The organism is Paenibacillus sp. J31R30, assembly GCF_059692115.1.
Window position 1 is genome coordinate 55,192 of record NZ_JCAUAV010000006.1, and the last position, 20,737, is coordinate 75,928.

General features: G+C 39.4%; 17 protein-coding genes and 2 pseudogenes. 6 read left to right on the top strand and 13 right to left on the bottom strand.

The genetic code is table 11. The features are described 5' to 3' along the window. Positions 1-43 precede the first annotated feature (43 nt). From AC58QO_RS20695 to AC58QO_RS20720, 6 genes are all read right to left on the bottom strand, one after another. Positions 44-1,648: a response regulator transcription factor gene (locus AC58QO_RS20695; RefSeq protein ID WP_497268807.1), complete on the bottom strand. Its 1,605-nt coding sequence runs from the start codon at positions 1,646-1,648 to the stop codon at positions 44-46. Beyond that, a complete protein-coding gene (locus AC58QO_RS20700) occupies positions 1,645-3,402 on the bottom strand; it encodes a sensor histidine kinase (RefSeq protein WP_497268809.1) in 1,758 nt (585 codons plus the stop codon). Before AC58QO_RS20700 ends, AC58QO_RS20695 begins: the two co-directional genes overlap by 4 nt. Before the next feature lie 130 nt (positions 3,403-3,532). Next, complete coding sequence (locus AC58QO_RS20705) at positions 3,533-4,417, bottom strand: carbohydrate ABC transporter permease (protein ID WP_497268811.1); 885 nt, start codon at positions 4,415-4,417, stop codon at positions 3,533-3,535. A 17-nt stretch (positions 4,418-4,434) separates the two neighbouring features. Next, a complete protein-coding gene (locus AC58QO_RS20710; protein ID WP_497268813.1) occupies positions 4,435-5,397 on the bottom strand; it encodes an ABC transporter permease in 963 nt (320 codons plus the stop codon). A 171-nt stretch (positions 5,398-5,568) separates the two neighbouring features. Then, a complete protein-coding gene (locus AC58QO_RS20715; RefSeq protein WP_497268815.1) occupies positions 5,569-6,330 on the bottom strand; it encodes an SDR family oxidoreductase in 762 nt (253 codons plus the stop codon). 15 nt (positions 6,331-6,345) lie between these two features. Beyond that, positions 6,346-7,623 (bottom strand): glycoside hydrolase family 1 protein, encoded by a 1,278-nt coding sequence (locus AC58QO_RS20720; RefSeq protein WP_497268817.1) that lies wholly within the window; start codon positions 7,621-7,623, stop codon positions 6,346-6,348. 298 nt (positions 7,624-7,921) lie between these two features. Here AC58QO_RS20720 and AC58QO_RS20725 point away from each other — a divergent pair, with 298 nt between their 5' ends. Both AC58QO_RS20725 and AC58QO_RS20730 read left to right on the top strand, forming a co-directional pair. After that, positions 7,922-8,731 carry an SDR family NAD(P)-dependent oxidoreductase gene (locus tag AC58QO_RS20725; RefSeq protein WP_497268819.1) on the top strand — a complete coding sequence of 270 codons (810 nt, stop codon included), beginning with the start codon at positions 7,922-7,924 and terminating at the stop codon, positions 8,729-8,731. A gap of 55 nt (positions 8,732-8,786) precedes the next feature. Next, a complete protein-coding gene (locus AC58QO_RS20730) occupies positions 8,787-9,371 on the top strand; it encodes a TetR/AcrR family transcriptional regulator (RefSeq protein WP_497268821.1) in 585 nt (194 codons plus the stop codon). Between the two features lie 201 nt (positions 9,372-9,572). Here AC58QO_RS20730 and AC58QO_RS20735 read toward each other — a convergent pair whose 3' ends face one another. From AC58QO_RS20735 to AC58QO_RS20760, 6 genes and pseudogenes are all read right to left on the bottom strand, one after another. Further along, the gene (locus AC58QO_RS20735) at positions 9,573-10,751 is read right to left on the bottom strand and encodes a benzoate/H(+) symporter BenE family transporter (RefSeq protein ID WP_497268823.1); all 1,179 of its coding nucleotides are present in this window, start codon (positions 10,749-10,751) and stop codon (positions 9,573-9,575) included. Between the two features lie 126 nt (positions 10,752-10,877). After that, complete coding sequence (locus AC58QO_RS20740; protein ID WP_497268825.1) at positions 10,878-11,096, bottom strand: hypothetical protein; 219 nt, start codon at positions 11,094-11,096, stop codon at positions 10,878-10,880. A 372-nt stretch (positions 11,097-11,468) separates the two neighbouring features. Beyond that, positions 11,469-12,056, bottom strand: a complete 588-nt coding sequence (locus AC58QO_RS20745) for a hypothetical protein (RefSeq protein ID WP_497268827.1) — start codon at positions 12,054-12,056, stop codon at positions 11,469-11,471. Between the two features lie 15 nt (positions 12,057-12,071). After that, complete coding sequence (locus tag AC58QO_RS20750) at positions 12,072-12,890, bottom strand: uroporphyrinogen-III synthase (protein WP_497268828.1); 819 nt, start codon at positions 12,888-12,890, stop codon at positions 12,072-12,074. 384 nt (positions 12,891-13,274) lie between these two features. Next, positions 13,275-13,409 carry a cytochrome bd oxidase small subunit CydS family protein gene (cydS, locus tag AC58QO_RS20755; RefSeq protein WP_497268830.1) on the bottom strand — a complete coding sequence of 45 codons (135 nt, stop codon included), beginning with the start codon at positions 13,407-13,409 and terminating at the stop codon, positions 13,275-13,277. A 134-nt stretch (positions 13,410-13,543) separates the two neighbouring features. Then, positions 13,544-13,687 (bottom strand): annotated as a pseudogene (locus tag AC58QO_RS20760) (cytochrome ubiquinol oxidase subunit I); the annotation flags it as partial. A gap of 313 nt (positions 13,688-14,000) precedes the next feature. Between AC58QO_RS20760 and pdxR the strand changes: the two are divergent. Next, positions 14,001-15,437, top strand: a complete 1,437-nt coding sequence (gene pdxR, locus AC58QO_RS20765; RefSeq protein ID WP_497268832.1) for a MocR-like pyridoxine biosynthesis transcription factor PdxR — start codon at positions 14,001-14,003, stop codon at positions 15,435-15,437. Between the two features lie 360 nt (positions 15,438-15,797). On the opposite strand, the pseudogene AC58QO_RS20770 reads toward pdxR, so the two are convergent. Next, positions 15,798-16,375: pseudogene (locus AC58QO_RS20770) on the bottom strand (GNAT family N-acetyltransferase). Positions 16,376-16,896: 521 nt separating this feature from the next. On the opposite strand from AC58QO_RS20770, the gene AC58QO_RS20775 reads away from it, so the two are divergent. From AC58QO_RS20775 to AC58QO_RS20785, 3 genes are read left to right on the top strand one after another with little or no spacing between them, the layout of a single operon-like run. Continuing rightward, positions 16,897-18,375, top strand: a complete 1,479-nt coding sequence (locus tag AC58QO_RS20775) for a spore germination protein (RefSeq protein WP_497268834.1) — start codon at positions 16,897-16,899, stop codon at positions 18,373-18,375. Position 18,376: 1 nt separating this feature from the next. Next, entirely contained in the window at positions 18,377-19,486 is a 1,110-nt protein-coding gene (locus tag AC58QO_RS20780) for a GerAB/ArcD/ProY family transporter (protein WP_497268836.1), read from the top strand. A gap of 23 nt (positions 19,487-19,509) precedes the next feature. Beyond that, the gene (locus AC58QO_RS20785) at positions 19,510-20,574 is read left to right on the top strand and encodes a Ger(x)C family spore germination protein (RefSeq protein WP_497269184.1); all 1,065 of its coding nucleotides are present in this window, start codon (positions 19,510-19,512) and stop codon (positions 20,572-20,574) included. The last annotated feature ends 163 nt before the right edge of the window (positions 20,575-20,737 follow it).

Here is a 20,737-nt window from a genome sequence, read left to right on the forward strand (position 1 = left end):
GGCGACTAACACTCAAACGACATCATAATAGCGTTTTCACGACTTATTGATCTTTGTTATTTTGACTTCTGTATTCCATTGGCCCTAACCCAACGTGTTTTTTAAATAGTTTTGTGAAGTAGGAAAAATTCGTGTACCCCAGAGTCGATGCAATTGAGCTTACAGGGCGATCTGTATGTGACAATAACTCTTTGGCCACTTTGACTTTTTCAATCACAATATAATCAGATAAAACATAACCCGTCTCTTTTTTGAAAATTCTCGTTAAATAATCGGGATGTAGAAAGACTTGATCTGCGATCATTTCACGTGTCATATCTTGATCCAGGTTATGTGAGATATATGTTTTAACGATCTGGACTATTTTCTCTGTCTCTTTGATCGCTTCTGCATGGATCATCGCTTTGTTAACAGCATGACGAGCCCAGATGAGCATATCCATGATGGACCGCCCAGCCGATTCCGAGATATGTCTTGATTCTTCATCACCAAATAATTGATTGGCTTCAATGCCCTTCAAGTTCAGAAAGGAGTATACGACTTGAGTGAAATTTTGATTGAATTGGTGCAAGATATCCGCATTAATTCCCTGGTTGTTGACGAGACTGTCCAAAATCGTTTCCACTTCATGAACGACTGCATCCTTCGTCGCCGTTTTCATAAGTGAGGCGACTATGCTGAGTGCTGGCAGCTTTGCATGCGGCTTAGAAGTGTCGTTATCATGCTGAAGATAGACTTGGTTCAGGAAGGCAACATTATTCCGATCTTGTCTCCTTAATTCTGCTACCATTTCGGCCATTTCATAAGATTCTACGTCGTGTCCAAAATAACATGAGAGATCACAGTAAAAATAATCGTTACACGAATCGATATATAGTTCGCAAGCTCGGAATAGCTGTTCGTATTCCCAATTCGTCCCCCTATTTGCGACCATAATCAACAAGAGCATTCCCCGATCCAAGTGAAAACATATTCCATTTGAACCGTCACCGATAATCATTTCTTCGGCTGAATTTTTTAGGGCGTACTCTAGAATCTTCTCGTCTCTTCGATTTAACTCTTTTTTCCATTTTTGGATTGAAATGAGAACGGGGAGAAATACCGATTCCTCCGTTATAGGAATGTGATGCAATTCCACTTGATCTCGTATCGCGGTGGGCTGGCTGGGTATTGAGTGGTTGATTAAGTCCACCCAAAACCTTTCAATAATAAAGGAATGATGCTTAAGCCATAGTTGGTGAGATTGACTATTTCTATAGAATTCACTGTTTCGATTAATAAGAGCCTGTGCCTTTCGTATGGCATTTTCCAAGTCAACAGAACGAACAGGCTTAAGTAAATAATCAACACTACCAAGCTGAAGTGCTTCTTTCGCATATTTAAAATCAGCATGACTTGTGAAGAAGATCGTCGCTGTATTCGGATGATGTTCTCTCACCCAAGTCAGCAAATCAAAACCGCTTCCTTGGGGCATCTCGATATCACACAACAAGATATCGATTCTTTCCCTTACGAATAATTCTTTGGCTTGTCTGAGATTAAGAGCTGTGTACAGTCTGCTGATGCCTAATTTATTCAGATCGAGGTCAGATTTCACCCCTTCAATGGCCAGAACTTCGTCGTCTACAATGAGCAGGTGATAATTCATCTGGTTTCCTCCAATCCTGGGTTTGTAGGCATAATAATTTCTATTTTAGCTCCAAAGGTATCTTTATCGTTATCATATACAATGGATGCGACTTCACCGTACAAGAGTCGTAATCGTCGTTCCACATTCCAAATCCCAGTATGCTCACCACGTTCATTTTCCACACTTCTGCCTGCCTGCAGTTTTTCAAGTATGTCTTTCTTAAATCCTGGTCCTGTATCTCTTATGCTTATTTTCATTCTGGAGCCGTGCTCTTCAATCAGAAATTCAATCTGAACCTCAATAATGAGCGGTTCATCCAACGTAACGGCATGCTTAATTGAATTCTCAACAAAGGATTGAATGACGAGTGGAGGGATAGGGACATCTAATAAGTAATCTGGTGAGTGGATCGTCCATTTCAATTTTTCAGGAAAACGCAAGTTCTGGATCTTTAAATAATTACGAGTATGTGCAAGCTCGTCTTTAAGCGGTACGAAAGACGTATTGCTCCGGAACATAAATCGGAAATATTCGATTAAAGACATGGTCATATCCAAGATTAGATCATAATTCTTAATCTTAGCCAGATTATAAATAATATTGAGTGTATTCAAAAAGAAATGAGGATTGACTTGCAGCTGTAGCCGCTGTAATTCCTCCTTTTGCTTATTCAACTGTTCCTCATAGACGTTAATTCGAAGCCGTTCAACCTCGGACATCATGGCATTAAACGCCCCACCCATTAGTTGAAATTCTCCCGAAGTATTGCTAAGCTCTACCCTACTGCTCCAATCTCCTTCTCGAACTTTCTTCATTGTGCGCAGTAATCGATAAAGTGGCACCAGAACAGATTGCCTCATGGCATACAGACCTATAGGGATAAAAAGAAATGCAGCAATCGTGATAATCCAAACAAGGGACTGCAGATAGGGAAGCTTTGCTAATATATAATGATCGGGTATCAACACATTTAAACCAAAATCTCCTCGATTAGACAGAGCACTCACTACAAGAAATTTCTTTTTCGTGCCTGAAATATAATATTCGTTTACTTTCTGTTGAAGTTCAATCCCATATTCACTTACTAGTTTTGAATTGGAAATAGGTTCGCCTTGTGTATTGGCTAATAAAACCTCTCCCTCTTCTCCAATTTGAAGCGAACGAAGGGGATTTACCAATTCCTCCGTATTAATCAAAGCACCTAGGTAGGTGTCCCCAGCACGCACAATATCAACAAGGTAATTAACTTGGTTAATTTGAACATATTTCCAAACCTTAGAGGAACCCCCCTTAGTAAATAACTCAGAATGAATATATGCAATCAGATATTTCTCAATAATGTCATTTTCCTTAATAGCTGAAGCATTACTCTTAGATACATTTAAGAAATCTTGCCGATGATCCGTATATGCAAAAAATGAACTAATCGGATCGTACAAGTTAATATCCTTACTTAACTTGTTAAACAAATATATTTTAGCACTGTAATATTCTCCATCAGCTGACTCCTGGCTAAGAGATAACAGGTCGTATCCAGTACCGGCAACGGTACGCATATACGAATCGATGTCGTCTAATTGAGAATCACTTTGGTTCGTATACAGGTTCAACGTATTCTTATAAGAATCCGCAACCTGCCCCCTAACGACATGAATAGCATAGTAGTTGTTGTATAAGAGCATCCCCACCAACGGCATCGTCATTATAAACACGCTGACGATTAACTTGACTCTCAATGAGGCTCGTCTCCAGTACCATGCGGGTGTTTTCATGTCGTTTCGTCTCCTTTTGTTACTCAAATTTAAATTTCAAATCTATCATACTCTTATAAGAACTAGCAACGCCACAACCATAATAAGTCAGTTGTGGCGTTGAGCATATTGAGATGTCCAAATCTGTTGCTTATCCTTTTACAGCACCAATCATAATTCCTTTGATAAAGTATTTTTGGAAGAATGGGTACGCCACCAAGATCGGGAGGACCCCGATGACTGCAATGGCCATTTTTACAGCATCTGTAGGCATTTGTTGCATAGCATCACTTGCATTATTCGTCATGTTCGTGCTTATGAATTGAATATCCTGCATGATTCGATTAAGCAGATTTTGTATACTGTAAAGTTTAGGATCGGTAATATAGATCATGCCTAGCTGCCAATCATTCCAGTACATGATACATTCAAAGAGCCCAATCGTCGCTAGAATAGGGGTTGATAACGGAAGCACGATAGACCATAAAGTCCGATATTCGCCAGCTCCGTCTATTTGTGCTGATTCGATCAATGCACTAGGTATCGTCGTTTGGAAGAAGGTTCTCATCAACATCACGTAAAATCCATTCATCAGAAGCCCCGGCACGATCAAGGCCCAGATCGTATTTTTAATATGGAATAACTGTGTGTAAACCAAGTAGGATGGAACCAGTCCTCCATGAAACAACATGGTAAAGAAGACGATAAACATAATCAAATTGCGATATGGAGTCACACTTCTGGATAACGGGTAAGCCAAAAGAGCCGTCATGGATACTCCTAAAACTGTTCCGACTACTGTAATGAAGACTGTCACTCCGTAAGCACGAGCGATCTCTCCCCCTCTTTCGTATAAATATTCATACGCTTCCGTACTAAACGTACGGGGAATGAACGAATAACCATACGCTATAATATCATTCTGGTCCGTTAGCGAGGCGGAAATAAGTAGAATGAAAGGGAGAATACAAATAATTGCGAATATGAACATCATGATGTGGCTGAACAACGTCAAACCTCTGCTCTCTGTATTCATTGATGTCTACCTCCTCCTTAGAACAATGCACTATCTTTGCTGTATAGTCGTACCATGTAGTTTGCAACCATAACGAGTACGAATCCAACCACAGATTGATAAACACCTGCTGCTGTCGACATCCCAATATCACCATTGCCTGTTAGGCCTCTAAATACATACGTATCAATCGTAGCTGTTGTATTGAATAATGCTCCAGAATTCATAGGAACCTGATAAAATAAACCGAAATCAGAATAGAATATTCTTCCGATACTGAGCAGCGTCAGCATAATGATGACTGGTGTTAAAATAGGCAAAGTAATATGGCGGATCTGCTGCAATCGGCTTGCGCCATCGAGTTTTGCAGCTTCATAATACTCCTCGTCAATGCCAAGTAATGCTGCAAAGAAAACAATGCTCGAATAGCCAACACTTTTCCAGAAGTGAACCAGAGTTAGAATCCAAGGCCAATACTTTTCCTCGGTGTACCAAGAAATACCGTCTTTCACTCCAAGCCAAGGGAGTACCGTATGATTCATAAATCCCGTATCCGCACTTAATAGGGCATAAACCAAATAGCTGACGATAACCATCGAAATCAGATGCGGTAACGTAATCACACTTTGATAAAACTTAAGCAAGATTTTGTTCTTAATCTCATTCAACAAAATCGCGCAGGCTAGTGACAAAATGGTTCCTAACACAATAAATACTAAATTGTATAGAATCGTATTTCGAGTAATGATAAAAGCGTCCGATGTCTTAAATAGATATTCAAAGTTTTTAAAACCAACCCAATCACTTTCTAAAATGCCTTTAGCAAAATTTATTTTTTTGAAGGCAATGACGATTCCGAACATTGGGAGATAATTATTAAATAATAGGTAAAGAAGTCCAGGGGCCATCATGATTAGAAGTGGCAAGTATTTACGGAACTTATTTTCTTTTTTCTTGTACTGAATACCCACCCGCGGTACTGTTGCCGAAGCTTTTTCCATCTTAGAAACCCTTCCTTTCCGTTTATTATTTCTATAATGTCATACCTTGATTTTAAGGGATTCGATCTCGTCCATCTAACAATCTAACGACCACATAGTAACGTTTTAACGACTTTCGCTTCTTCAAAAAAAAGGCTGATCGGGAAAATCCCGTTCAGCCGTTCATTTGCTTTAATATGACGTCCAACCACCGTCAGCCGTGATGACAGTCCCATTCACAAACTTTGAATCCTCAGATGCAAGGAAAAGAGCAACGGTAGCAATTTCACTTGGATCTACAGGTTCGCGCCGTTGAGTACCCGCTCCATTTTGGAACTCCTGTAAAGCTGTCATATCAATATTGCCCATGGAATTCATAATACTGGTTAGAACACCGCCTGGTGCAATAGCGTTACAGCGAATGCCGGATTTCGCGTAATTATAACCAACATTTTTGGTAAGCCCCACTAGACCATGCTTGGAGGATGTATAGGCTACTCCCCCTTTGCCCCCAGTTATTCCAGCAGCGGATGCAATATTTACAATGACGCCCCCTCCTTGTTGCAACATAAACGGAAGTGCTTTGCGAATGGCACGCATTGGACCTGTCAAATTAATGCCTATTACCCGCTCCCATAAATCGTCTTCGATCGTTTCGATTAATCTGAAGCCATCCATGATTCCTGCGTTGTTCACGAGAATGTCGACTGTTCCGAATACTTCGGCAGCCTTGTCCACCATCGCCTGAATGTCCTCTTCCTTCATGACGTTAGCGACAACGCCTATGGCGGTTCCACCATTTTGCCTAATCGCGTCCACAACTGCCGAGGCAGCTTCTTCATTCAGATCTGCTACTACGACCTTGGCGCCTTCCTTCGCATACAATTCTGCAATCGCTTTGCCAACACCAGAAGCGGCTCCTGTTACAATCGCTACTTTATTCTGTAGTTTCATGTCTGACTCCTCTCATTAAATTGCATTCTCTTTTGCAATATTACCTAGATGAATGCCGCTAGATTTAACAGTACGTTCCTGTGTAGAACGATCTACAGCAATAAGTCCAAAACGCTTAGAGAACCCAAGCTGCCACTCAAAATTATCCATTAAAGACCAATGCATATAGCCTAAAACCTGATATCCGTCTGAAATGCAATCATGGACACCTTTCAATGCCTGATCGATGAAAGCTACACGACGTGTATCATCATCCGTTGCTATGCCATTTTCGGTAATCATAATTGGCATTTTAAGATGCGTGCTAACATAACGGACAACTGCCTCAAGTGCCTCCGGGTAAAATTCGTTCCCCATTTGTGTCGTCTCTGCATCTTCAGGTATGGGAAGAAGACCATCTGATCCATAAACAGCACGCGTATAGTTTTGTAACCCGAAAAAGTCATCATCATTCAGGTATGGAACAAATTGAACAAATTCCTCTTGCCATGCATCTCTTGCATTTTCTTCACCGCCAGGAACACTTTGGATGTCGTAGAGTGACAAGGTAACTCCTACTTTAGTTTGAGGACTAACCTGCCGAATAGCTGCTCTTGCTTCCACATGCGCTTGAAAAATAACTGCCAATCCTTCCTCCGAACGTGGAGCTAAAAACGAGTGAACTTCGGTAGGAGGGACTCCAAACGCTTTACTTAGCCCCGTAAAGTATTTTTGCATTTTCTCCGCCATATTCTCCATATTCATGCCGACTTGTGCACCAGGAGAACCAGACTTCATTGCGTATCGCTTCATAATCTTTTTAATCCCGATGGAGATATTTGCCTCATTAATTGTACATACGTATGGGATCAACTCGCCTAATTCACGCATGACATGTGTACAATATCGTGCAAAACGGGCAGGCGTATCCGCCGACTCCCAACCCCCAAGCCGAATGAGCCATTGAGGTGAGCTGAAATGGTGGAGAGTCACAATCGGAGTTATCTTATTTTCTTTACACGCGAGTAGAACTTCCCGATAATGTTCGATCTCTGACGCTTCAAATCGTCCCTCTTCTGGTTCAATTCGAGCCCATTCAATGGAGAATCTATAGGAATTCAATCCTAATCTAGCCATCTCAGCAATATCACTTTTAAAACGGTTATAGTGGTCTACTGCGCTGCCTGATGGTTCCTTGAACACCGATCCTTCCAAGTTTTCCATCAGCCAAAAATCAGAATTCGTATTATTGCCTTCCACCTGATGTGCTGCAGTGGATGCCCCCCATAAAAAACCTTCTGGAAAACGTGCCATGTTTGCTCCTCCTCAACTTCGATTAATTGCTGCAATCTCATTTTATAAAGATCTTATGGCGGCAACTAACAATTCAACGACTCTTCACTAACGTTTTGACGACTTTCTAAAAACGCAAAAGAGACCTAATGCTAGGCCTCTAACAATGAAAAATATTTATTATAATAGTCGTTTAAGTACCATTATGATGTCGTCAAAACGTTAGTGAAGAAACAATGTATGACGTAAAGTTAAACTGAAAAGTTATACTACGAAACCCGAACTACTAATCTAATTAATCATTAGGAGGAATTTATTCATGACAGACTTCACTAGTGTACAAAACAAAGTAGCCATTGTTACTGGCGCTTCAGATGGCCTTGGCAAGGCAATTGCTATGTGCTATGCAGAAAATGGGATGAGGGTCATTGTATCTGATATTAATACCGAAAAGGGTTCCAAGGTAGTAGAAGAAATTAAAGCTACTGGTGGAGAAGCATCTTTCTTTCAAACGGATGTCAGCCAAGAGGAAGAAGTAAAAGCAATGGTCGACTTTGCTCTTGAAACATATGGTCGTCTAGATGGTATTGTAAATAACGCTGGAATTAGCGCCGAGAGTAGACCGACTCATGAATATTCAGTATCTGAGTTTGATAGATTAACCTCTATTGACCTAAAGGGTGTCTTCCTGGGAATGAAGTTTGGAATCAAAGCGATCCTCAAATCGAAATCATCATCAGGATTCGTAGTCAATGTTGCATCTTTAGCTGGCTTGCTAGGCAATAGTTCCATGGCTATTTATACTTCTGCCAAGCATGGCGTTGTGGGTCTTACAAAGAGTGCTGCACTCGATTACGCACCTTACAATATTACAGTCAATGCAATTTGTCCGGGGACTATCAAGACATCAATTTGGGGGAATGCACCCGATGAAGTTATTCAACAATATGCTAAGTTGCTATCTCCGAATGGAAGACTAGGTGATCCTAAGGAAGTCGCACATTTAGCCTTATTTTTAGCCTCAGATTTGGCTCGTTACATTAGTGGTTCAGCAATTACGGTCGATGCTGGGTCTAGCGCCGGGAAGCTTACTCCTACTCAATGGTCTCACCCTGAAATATTGGAATAACAATGCACTCTTTACAATTAACCATTAGCTCAATTTATAAAAGGATGAGATAGAAATGGATAAAGAAGCAACTCGAGTAGATCCCCGCAAACTCCGTACCCGTCGATTGCTTATGGATGCCTATGTTGACTTGCTTCAAGAATTGGATCCAGAGAAAATAACCGTTAATCGCCTTGCAGAGCGCGCCAGGATCAACCGCGTTACCTTTTACCTGCATTATTTGGATATTCCTGATATGGTGGACAAAATTTCGGAAGAAATGATCGAAGACATTTATGAGATTCTTCGTGACAAAACATCAACACATCCAACTCAGATAGAGGACATAAATTTACCTTTGGTGAAGCTTCTTGAACATATTGCTGAAAATGCGATATTTTACAAAGCCACTCTCGCTACTAACCGTATTCCGATTTTTACAGAACGGCTGTTGAAGTTGCTGTCAGAATTGGTTATTGAAAGGCTGGAAAACACGCAGAGCCAACCCCGTTCTTCAACGGCAAATATTCAAACCGACATCGCCATTTGGTATGGTTCTTCAGCTTTAATTGGTATAATCGTTGCTTGGCTTCGAAATGATATGCCATATACACCGAGTTTTCTTGCCAAACAATTTTCTTTATTGACATTATCACGATAAAACCACCTCGTTGCAAATACAAGTACTACCAGTTGACATATTTTCGGAAACAATAATCTAATGAAGTCTGGCCAGTTAGCATGTCCATCACCACGTATTACTGCTTGTTACTTTAATGAAAACAGGGAGCAGGTGCCGCGCTTTTCGTATTAACTGATATCTTTGTTACGCATATTGCCCGTTACTCGAATGAATAGGCGCTCAGGATTTCAAATCTTCTTTTGACAATACTTCCACCATTGTATTTTCTCTAAAAATCTTCGCAGTAACAATACCTACTAACAATGCCCAAACAGGAGACGAAATACCTAAGAAAGAAATATTTGAGATGGCCAAAATAAACGTAAACATCGTAGAGTATCTGTAATTTATATCGGAAAATGCGGATTGAACACTATTCAACAGTACTCCGATTAGAGAAAATCCCGTAATTAATGTGACGAATGAAGTAGGAAGCAACTCGATGATATCAATAATTTTCCAAGAAAATACTCCAAATAACGTAACCAGTATCCCTGAAACGATTGCCGCTAAATAACGGTGATCTTTAGGGCCCGAATCCTCTCCACTACAAAGTGCACTCATCATTCCACCTATATTGGCGGCATGGCCAGAAAATACTCCGGCAACTGAAGAAAATATTCCTGAAATAATAAGCGACTTATTCACTGGAGGATCAAACCCATTCCTTTTCACCGAAGTTAAAGCTACAACAATATCATTACTCACAATTAATATCGAAATAGGAATGGATATAGATAGTAAAGCATCCATAGTAAATGAAGGTATCACGGGATGAGGCAAAATAAAACCTGTATACTGCATAATTGGAAAGTGGTAACTGAAGAGTAAACCTGCTAAACCCAAAAAAAGAACGCCTATAAATGGAGGAATTTTTCTTGATAAGAAGGGCGTAATAAAGAATCCGAAAATAGCTAGCAATCCGGCAATTGGCATTTCCTTTACTGCTGGTACTATTTTCACAACATAGTTTAGGATTAGTCCGGCAAGTAGTGCATCAATAAACGGCCTTGGTATATAGTAGAGAACCTTATCCAATAAACCAGAGAAACCAAGTAAAGCTATTACCAGGCCCGACATGATATAAGCGCCAGCTAATTCATGAATCGTGAACTGAGCGGCTGTTGAAGTCAAGAAAGCGATTGCAGTGATAGAATGTGCTCCTCCAAACGGAATCTTATACTTGAGCGTCATTATGAGGTTAAGTAGTCCACCTAAAAAATAAACAGCAAACATCCATGTAACAATCTCACTTCGATTAAACCCAGTACTTTCTGCAGTTTGGATAACTAATAGGGCACCACCGCTGCAAGCTAGCAAAGCTGACATGATTCCGGCCATGAAATTTTGAATATTCACAAAGAAATATTACCTCCAATCGACAAATAATAAGTTCATAATATTAGAATACAAACGGCCATCCAAGCATCATATCGAATAAAAAACAACGTCTTCGCAATTGCTTACGATAGACGTTGTTCTTTTTTATTTTATTGAAGAAATTATGAATGCTAACAAGGCTAACAAACCAGCAGTAATTGCAATAACATAGAAAGCCGTAAGTCTCACCCATTTAACCCCTGTTTTTTGGAAATATGTTTGATCCCCTTCAAGGTTTTTGCGCGAAAAACCAATCATAATAGTAGAAATTAAACCAATCAATAAAATGATCGAAAATATCAGATAATAGCTATTCATATTCATTCAGAGGCCTCCTTTTTGTGGCGATGTTTTCAAAGTTATTTATATTGTCAACCTTTGAACCAAAACCTCCTCTTTATACCATTACTTCATAAAAAGTGATTAATCAAAAAGTAAAAGAACCCCGAGAAGATTGACAAGAAGAATATTACTGTTAATTGGAGAAGACCATCCATCGTTTGCTCGTAGTTGTTTCTATGTGAATTATTCATTATTATTATCTCCCTTCAATGTTCGTTCATTCGGCCATTAAAACTACTAACGTAACTTCTTTCATTAGTATTATATAATTGAATAGGAACACTTTCCCCATCCAATCTACTGTTTTTTTTACAGTCCAATTTCACACTTAATTTGATCCAAGCCTCTCATCCCCTAATAGTTGTTTATCTTTGAAATCTCATCAAGATGGGTATGAATTCCTTTACCAAACACTATGAATCCTTCTTTGTCTGCGTATGGATACCTAACTTCAAACTCATTCGAACCCAGTAATCCAGCTATGTGAAGAGATACATTTGTTTGTCTGGATTTTGTATTTAAAATTGCATTTATTGATCCGTACAAATAAACAGAGCCATCTGATAATTTGGTTTTAGTTAATATCGAGGTGGAATTAACTAGAATAGATATTCTTTCATTCCCATGAATCAATACACCACTTCCAATAGGATTTACTTCAGAGCTATCATTGTTGATGATTGGCTTTAGTCGTAGACTTAATTGTAATCGAGCACTAGGATTTAGATGGTTTAAAATAAGCTCTGAAATTACTCCATTCATTTGATTAGTACTTATACCTCCTTGCGTGTCCAACCAATATTCTGCTAAGCCCACCCATTGTAATCGTTCAAATTTACTATCTGCTTTTGGCTCTTGATACCTTGAAAAAAAAGCTATCATAAGAGCGATGGCAAGTAGTATACGTGCCCAAAACCAAATTGTCATATTTAATTGCTTCATCGGGCACCCTATTTTCTAAAAATAATTTTTTTCTCTTTCATAGTACTTCACTAATTCAATAATCATTGCTCCCATCCTCTCGCTTCGAGGAACAATTACACAAGACAGACATTCATCTCTCAAAGCATCGTGGGTTACTTTACCGACTGCTACAGCTTTTACATGAGTAGAAAATTTTTTCAAAATTATATCCAAAAGCCCAAGATGTTTTACGTAATCAAAAAAATATTTCACTTGTACCGCAGTAGTGAAGCAAACAGCGTCAATCGAATTCATTGTAATTTCAGAACATAACGTTTCCAATATAAAGGTCTCGGGCTCTATATGACGATAGGGTAAGATTTGAATGACATTTGCCCCCTTGTCCTCTAAGAACTGAATTAATAAAGGCTGAGGTTCACCAAACAACTGAACGGCCACTGTTAGGCCGGAGAAATCGAAAGATGTTAATCGGTTAATTAAACTTTGTGTCGTTCCATCCTCATCAACGACTGTAGGTTTTACACCTAAATTCTTAAGCAAAGAATATGTCTTATACCCTCGTACAGCTACTTTTGCTTCTTTTATTTTATTAATCAATGCTGAACGAATTTGAAGCTGTTCTGCTGCGGACAGCAGTGAATCTGTTCCAGTTCCTGTTGTGAAAATAAACCAATCCACCTCATTGTTGGCACAAAACAAAAGTTCTTTTTGCACAATCTGTTCGTCAAAAAACAGGAGACCTTGTAATGGTCGAATAACGGGGATTCCGCCTTGCTTCTCAATTAGTAAACTCATTTCATTTATTTTTCTAGAACCAGCAATAACAATTTTCTTTCCGGTTAATTTATCCATCTTTTTAAGAATCCCCCTTCAATAAACCGAAAAATTCCATACTTGCCTCATAATTTTATGTAAGGCATTTCTCCGCCTATCATAACTAATTGTATTTATCATAATGGTCTATGACTGGTATGTGACCACCCAATTAAGTCCAAATTACCCCATCCAAGTGCATAGTCATCCTTTTATCTTTCAGAAAATGGACAAATACATGGAAATGTAAAATAAGTAACAGATCAGTAACCTTCTTTTCGAATTAACACCTTCGTTGTGTGCAATTACGTTGGAACCGGAATAGTGGAAAAGTAAGCATCAGAGCAATGCAACAAACCCAATGCCGCGTAGGCATTGGGTTTGTTATCAATCATTTTGAATTGGAGGCCCAACGATATAGTTTTAATGATTTGCTGTGATTCTCGCAATTTCTTCATTCTCTATTGTTCTTTCCCCACCGCCCCCCCAAACAAAAACAACAGTCAAAGAAGCTACAACAAGAATTGGAGGTAATACCATAATAAGAAGAAATTCCATCTTCTAGTCTCCTTTCCGATGCATCTGTCCCTGCACATATCTGACATTAAATAGAAACAGCTACATTAACAAAAAGAGCGATGGTATAAGAAGTAATAAACCAGCCAAAAAAGCAATAATTAATGCAGTAGCCATAGTTTTAGAAAATGAATCTTCGGTTTAAATCGGTCCCACGTATACATGTAAATACCTAGAAAAATCGCCTCAAAGAAAAAAGCGATTATTTCCAAAAACATAGGCAACCCAATGGGTTGTCCCGCTATCCGAATGAAATTAGGGGCCATTACATACATAAACTTCCATTATTATTTAGATGACGAAATTAATACCGGAGTCATCAAACCGTAATTTATTCATATAGAAGCTCATTTCATATCCGCACATTAGTAAAAATGCAAATTTTGGGAAGTATAATAACAAGGTACCATCCAATTCAAATCCAGAACCACCATCCATGTTCAACAGATTGATTTTATTTCGTCATTTTATTGATAAAGAGAGAGGCTCTTTATTTCGAACCAAATGTTATGATGGAAATAAATCTGTGATAAATATCTATCCATCTTGCAACTCTAGATAGAAGGTGATGACATGTGGAAACCTGATCGTTCTAACGGCAAATCTCTTTATCAACAAATTGCTGATGATCTTGAACGAAGAATTTCATACGGCGAGTTTCCCCCTGGCAGCTTGCTGCCTTCCGAACGAAAATTAGCCGAACAATTGGGAGTAAATCGAAGCACCGTCATCCTTGCTTATGCTGAATTACGCGCGCTCGGAATCATCGAAAGCCATACGGGAAGCGGAACGAGAGTAATTAAATATAAATGGGGAGTTACACCGACACATACACCGAACTGGCATCGGTATGTTGAAGGCGGGAGTTTCTTGCCTAATTTGCCTTTTTTGCGACGTATCCGGGAAGTTCTCCAACAAGACAAATCTATGATTGATTTTGCAAGCGGCGAGCTGGCATCTGATCTCTCCCCTGTGGAGGAGATAAATATTCTTATGGGCGAAAATCACTATACAGAATATTTAGGATATGACAATCCACAAGGATTTGTCCCGCTCAGGGAAGCGCTTGTCGCATATCTTAGTCAATATCGGGACATCCAAACCACAGAATCCTCGATACTCATTACATCTGGCTCTCAGCAATCCTTATTTTTAATTACCCAGTGTTTGTTAACCCCCGGAGATGCGGTTGCGATTGAAGATCCTTCTTATTGCTACTCATTGCCCATGTTTCAATCGGCCGGACTTCGGTTGTTCCGTCTTCCCGTAGATGATAAAGGAGTCCGGCCCGAAGATATTCGCTCACTGTATAAAAAACACCGCATCAAGATGATATTTATTAATCCAAATTTCCAGAACCCCACAGGTGCTGTACTCGATGCTGATCGTCGTATTGAACTACTTGATGTTGCTAGCGAGTTGGGGCTCCCGATTGTAGAGGATGATCCCTTTAGCCTTACTGCTTACGATGGGTCACCGCCACAGCCACTCAAGTCAATTGATCCTATCGGCTCGGTCCTCTACATAGGCTCTTTCTCTAAAATCGCAGCATCTGGGTTGCGAATTGGATGGATGGTCGCTCCCCATTCCGTTGTCGAGCGGCTTGCCGATGCAAGACAACAGATGGATTTCGGACTTAGCGTTGTTCCGCAGAGAGTTGCTGCACAGTTTTTAAAGTCCCACTATTTCCAGCCTCATTTGGGCCGTTTGCGCACGCATCTGCTCTATAAACGGGATTTGTTGATTGAAGCTCTTCAACATGAACTACCCGACCTAGTCCGCTTTACGATTCCACAAGGAGGCTTGCACCTGTGGTGCAAGATTATACCAGAGGTAAATGATAACAAGCTGTTGGAAGAATCCATTCGAAGGGGAGTTATCTTTGTACCTGGCAGCGTTTATGGTTCGGACTCCGGTTATGTGCGATTCACTTTTGCAAGGGCTAGGGCTAATGAAATCGGGTCCGGAATTTCGAAATTTGCGGCAGCTCTTCGAGGCGTATTGTGTTAAAAAAGCAACCATGGTGCATGAGCAATGAAATGGTTATCTCTTATATTAATGTCTAAACAAAGATTAGGGTTGTCCCATAAATCGTTATTTTTGATTTACGGGACAACCCTATGTTTTAATATCTTCTTATTTTCTTTCTAGTTAAACGATATTGTTTTGAAAGCAAAGGACATTCGAGGATAGGCCTTTAGAGTAACACCTTTATCGCGCGCAGATATTGGCATTATCCCATTGATGATAACTACAATTCTCCTCTTATTCTTAATAACACTTTAGCTATGCTTCAATAAGACAGAGAGCAGCACCGCTCGGTTCTGCTCCCTGTTATGTTTAACAATCGTTCTTCGTTACTTAAACGAACTAAACCTTAGCTTCCCAGTCACTTTTACTAAGCTTGTAACAATTATATCTCTCTTTATCTAGATCAATAACGCCTTGAAAAATAAACCCGCATTTTTGTATCACTCTATTTGACGGTACGTTTCGTAAAAGAGCAATTGCATTGAGCATTTCAACGTCCGTATTCTCAAATAAATACTTGGCTAACCCTTCTGTAGCTTGCGTTGTATAACCATTGCCTCTATGATTTTTTGAGATTGCAAACATATTTTTCGGTTTGGAGTCGGCAATCCCTCTTTAATTCCTGTACAACACCATCCGATAAAATCTCCCGATGCTTTCAATATGATTCCCAATCAAAGACGATGTTCACTTATCTCTCCACCATTAGATACAGTATTTAGAAATTGCTTGTTTCCCGGTATTTCATAATTCATTAACCAATCTTACCGTCGTTCTTTAGATACGTTCCAACCAGGCAAGTATTTATATATTTCAGGTTGCCATATTAAAGAATGAAATTGATCAAGATCATCAAGTATGTACTCTCTAAGGTAGACATCCTTACATTTTATAATAAAGATATTGTTTTCACTCAACGTCTTAATCTCATAAAAACGGTATTTATTTCCATGACTATTTTAACATATCTTATTACTGACGTAGTTGATAAAGATTAATTATTGCTAAATTATCTTCCCGTTACTTTAACGCAACAAGGGAGCAACTGCCGCTTGGCGAGTTCCCCCCTTGTTATTGCCCTATCGTTCGCCGTTAGTTTAACTACTCGGCATTTTCAAATAATCCCAACACTTCTATTACCTCTGGTTGCCCTATCTTTCTCTAACCATCCAAGAAAACCCTTTAGCTTCAAGCATAGTTTTTTATATAAGTTGTTAATCCCTACAAGCAGCTCTGCTTTTTCGTGTATATTTTTAGAAAGTTTATCCTATGACTTGTTAAACCCTGTAGACTTAATACTGATGTATCCGCATGCACCTCATGAAACAGTTCTCATACATATGAACCCTAAGGGTATAAATGATCCAGTCATGGATAAATTATAAAGGCATAACCAATATTTTCAATTTTTACTACCCACTTTGTAAGGATGGTGTTTATGTTTTGGAAGAAGCTTAAGATTGGACACCATTTTGAGAAACCTGAACCTCAGAATACCGTCCTAACGATAGATTCATTTAGACAAATTTTGGCCAACATGGACGATGCAGAAATCATCGAACGCAGGACCAATAATGATCAAATGGTGATGTTTCTCTACATAAGAACATTAATTGACCAAGAACGCTTAAATGAATCCGTTATCGAACCGCTGCTCCACTGTGATCTTGAAGAAATAAATGAATGCATAGCCACAGCTAAGGTATCCAGAATTGTCACGATGGAGGAAGGTCAGCAGAAACTATTAACGGGATCCATCCTTCTCTATGAACCTATGAAGAATCAGTGGTGGGCAGCACTTCTTCCAAATCCATTGACTCGCGCCATCGAAACATCGGAAACCGAAACCATTATGTTTGGACCCAAGGACAGCTTCAGTGAGCAAATCGATCAAAATGTGACAATGATTCGCAGACGGCTTCCATCGACATCTTTAAAATCAGAAAGGTTTTCTGTCGGTTCTGTAAGTAAAACAGAGGTTGTCATGATGTATATGGAAGGGGTGACAAATCCCGAATTTATTTCCATTGCAAGAAGTAAACTATCTACCATTGATTTTGATGTTTTTATGGATTCGTCCCATGTTGCGGCATTCATGGAAGATCATTATCATAGTATATTCCCGCAATTTCAACAAAGCGACCGCCCGGATCTATGCGCTTTCTCTTTATCGATGGGAAAAATTACTTTTTTAGTAGCCAATACACCATTTGCGTTAACGGCTCCCATCACATTTTTTCATCTATTTCAATCTCCAGAGGATTACATTAATCGCTGGCTGGTTGCCAGTTTTTTGCGGCTGCTGCGATATGTAAGCTATGTACTTTCGTTAATATTAGTCCCGATCTATGTTGCGTTAGCCACGCATCATTATCAGATGCTCCCGATGCAAATTCTTTTTGTATTATTAGAATCTAGAACCAAATTGCCGTTTACGCCATTTTGGGAAGCATTTTTAATGCTGCTTACCCTGGAGATCATCAAAGAAGCAAGTCTTAGGATGCCCACAAAGTCGGGTCAAGTACTAGGCGTGATCGGTGGCATTGTCGTAGGACAAGCTTCCGTTGAAGCTGGTTTTGCAAGCAAAATATTAATTGTTTTAGTAGGTGTTACGGCTATTGCTTCGTTTCTAGTCCCTAATTATCTCGTGACCAAATCAAACACACTGCTTCAATTCGCTTTCCTTTTCCTTGCCAACTATATCGGAGTGTTAGGGATAGTATTCGGGATAATTGTTATTCTTGTCCATTTGAATAGTATCACATCTTTGAAACAACCTTATTTTGCCCCCTTAGCTCCTCTTTACTGGAGGGATTGGTTAGATCTTTTCATTCGGGGTCCTTTCCATTGGATGAAGGAACGTCCTGAATATTTACATACCCTACAGAAATGGCGAACCAGTCAAAGGAGAAAATAATGTGAAGGCATCTTCCTTATATGAGAGAACGGCCACGTTTGGCGGGATCTATGTCTTTTTCATGGTCAACCGAAGTCAAATGCTATATTTCGTCTTAGTCACTCCTTCCAAATTGGTTTATCCCTATATGATTTGGGCATTAATTGCCGTGGGGATTTTATCACAATTGAATATGATCTTGATTGCAAAATGGTTTTCATCAGACATTTCCACCAAAGGATATCAAGGATTCGTTCAACTATTTGGAAAGCGGATGGTTCGTGTTTTGGCCTTCATTGGTCTGTTTTTCATTTTTGCTAAAATATATGTAAGTACACTGGGGACTGTGGAAGTGATTAATAGTATCATCTTCCCTTCCATGAATCCTTTGTGGTTGATTTTATTTCTCTTTGGGATTTGTTTGTACGCGGCCTCTCGAGGAATGACGAATGCGATACGCTTTGTCGTTATTGCCTTTTTTGGTTCCGCTTGGATGATTTTATGTTTTATTCCTTTCTTCTTCCCATCGATGGCGTCACTTCACGATTTATATCCCTTGATCCCCGCAGACTGGTCGACAGTCTCCTGGAAGAATCTTTTATTCATTTGGCAAGCGTTCTCGGGACCGGAGTACTTGGTCTTTATTGGGCCGTGGTTAAACCAAAAAGAAAAGATGTTGAAATATTTGACATTTGCTAATACCGCGTCTGTCTTTGAGTATTTGATTATGTTTGTTGTTTCCTTATTATTTTTTAGTTCCCAATACTTGAACAAAAGCAGATTTCCGGTAACGGACCTTATTCGTTATCTGCAAACTCCTGTTTTTGAGCGAATTGATATCATTTTAATTTGCCTGCAGATGTTTTATTATGTGTGGGCCATTTCCCTTTATTTCTTATGGTTCTACGGGGCTATTCGAATAGTTTCAGGAAGATTAAACGAACAGAGTAATCGAATTGGTTTTATAACCTGTTGGATCATGATTTTAATAAGTACGATTATTCTAGACAAGTGGTTTGGTGAAACTGAACAGAACCCTTTGATGAACCTACAGATTTGGTTACGGGCATTTACCTACTTGTTCATCCCAACCTTCCTTCTGATTGCTTGCAAACGAAAGGGGCTTATCTAGCATTGAGGCTGTTTAATCATACGATGTTCCTCGTCATAATGAGCAGTATGCTATGGATGATTGGATGCTCCCCATTTGTAGATAACAATCAGATCGAAGAAATCTCCCCTGTGATTTGGTGGTCGATTACTGAGGGTGCAGAAGGGAAGCTAAGAATAAGCACACTGGTACCACCCATATATTCTGAACCAAAAAAAATGCTTACCCAAGAAGTCGATCTATTGAAGGAGGGAGGAAAGGATTTTAATTTAAGCTATTATCGGGAAGTAAAATCAGGACAACTTCGTATGGTATTTATTGAACAAGAACTGGCGAAAAAAGGCATTACATCACTTATGAACACTTTATTTACGGACCCTGATATTTCTCAACGCCTTTATATCGTCATCGTCAATGGGAGCTTTGATGATTTCATTAAAAATCAAATAAAAACACAAGACATTCCCGGCTATTTGCTTTATCGTTTGCTTAAACACTATGAAAGTAAGAAACAAGGAGATATGACTATTGTAAATCTACATCAATTTATGAAAAGGTACTATTCACCATACTCCGATCCAGTCGCACCTATTTTCAAGGTCGATAAAGAACATTTTATCTACGAAGGAACTGCCTTCTTCAAAAACGATAAACTGCAAACGAACATCAATAAGAGAAATGAACAAATATTCCAACTGATTGATCATAATCATCACCTTAAAGTCCTTACCATCCCAGAGTTATCAATAACGATGGGGAATGTCACTTCCGAGACAAAGATGAAATTAAATCTTGACTACTCAACATTATCTCTCAACATCGAGCTCAAAGGTCGAATTGAAGAGTACCGTGGAAAGGGAGATATAGACAACCTTGATCAATTAGCGGTTATTCATCAACAGATAAAATCGCTTTTCGAAAAACAAACAACAGAGCTTCTAAAGAAAATGCAAAAGTCGGAAGTGGACCCTCTGGAAATTGGTACTCTTACACTAGGTCCTTTTTCGAAGCCCATGAGCGAGGATGAATGGTCTACTCTCTGGGCGAACGTGAAATTTAACGTTACATATGAGCTTCATATTCAACCTTTGACGAATGTGCGAAAATAAGCTTGCACAAACACAGAACGAGAACCATCTTCTTAACGGTTCTCGTTCTGTGATATTTTCCAATGCAGGCATGCTGGCATTCTTGTTGAACTATTCTGCCCGTTAGTTCAACGCTACCGCGTGAGTCTAATACTTTTTTCCCAATCTACATCTTTATTCTCGT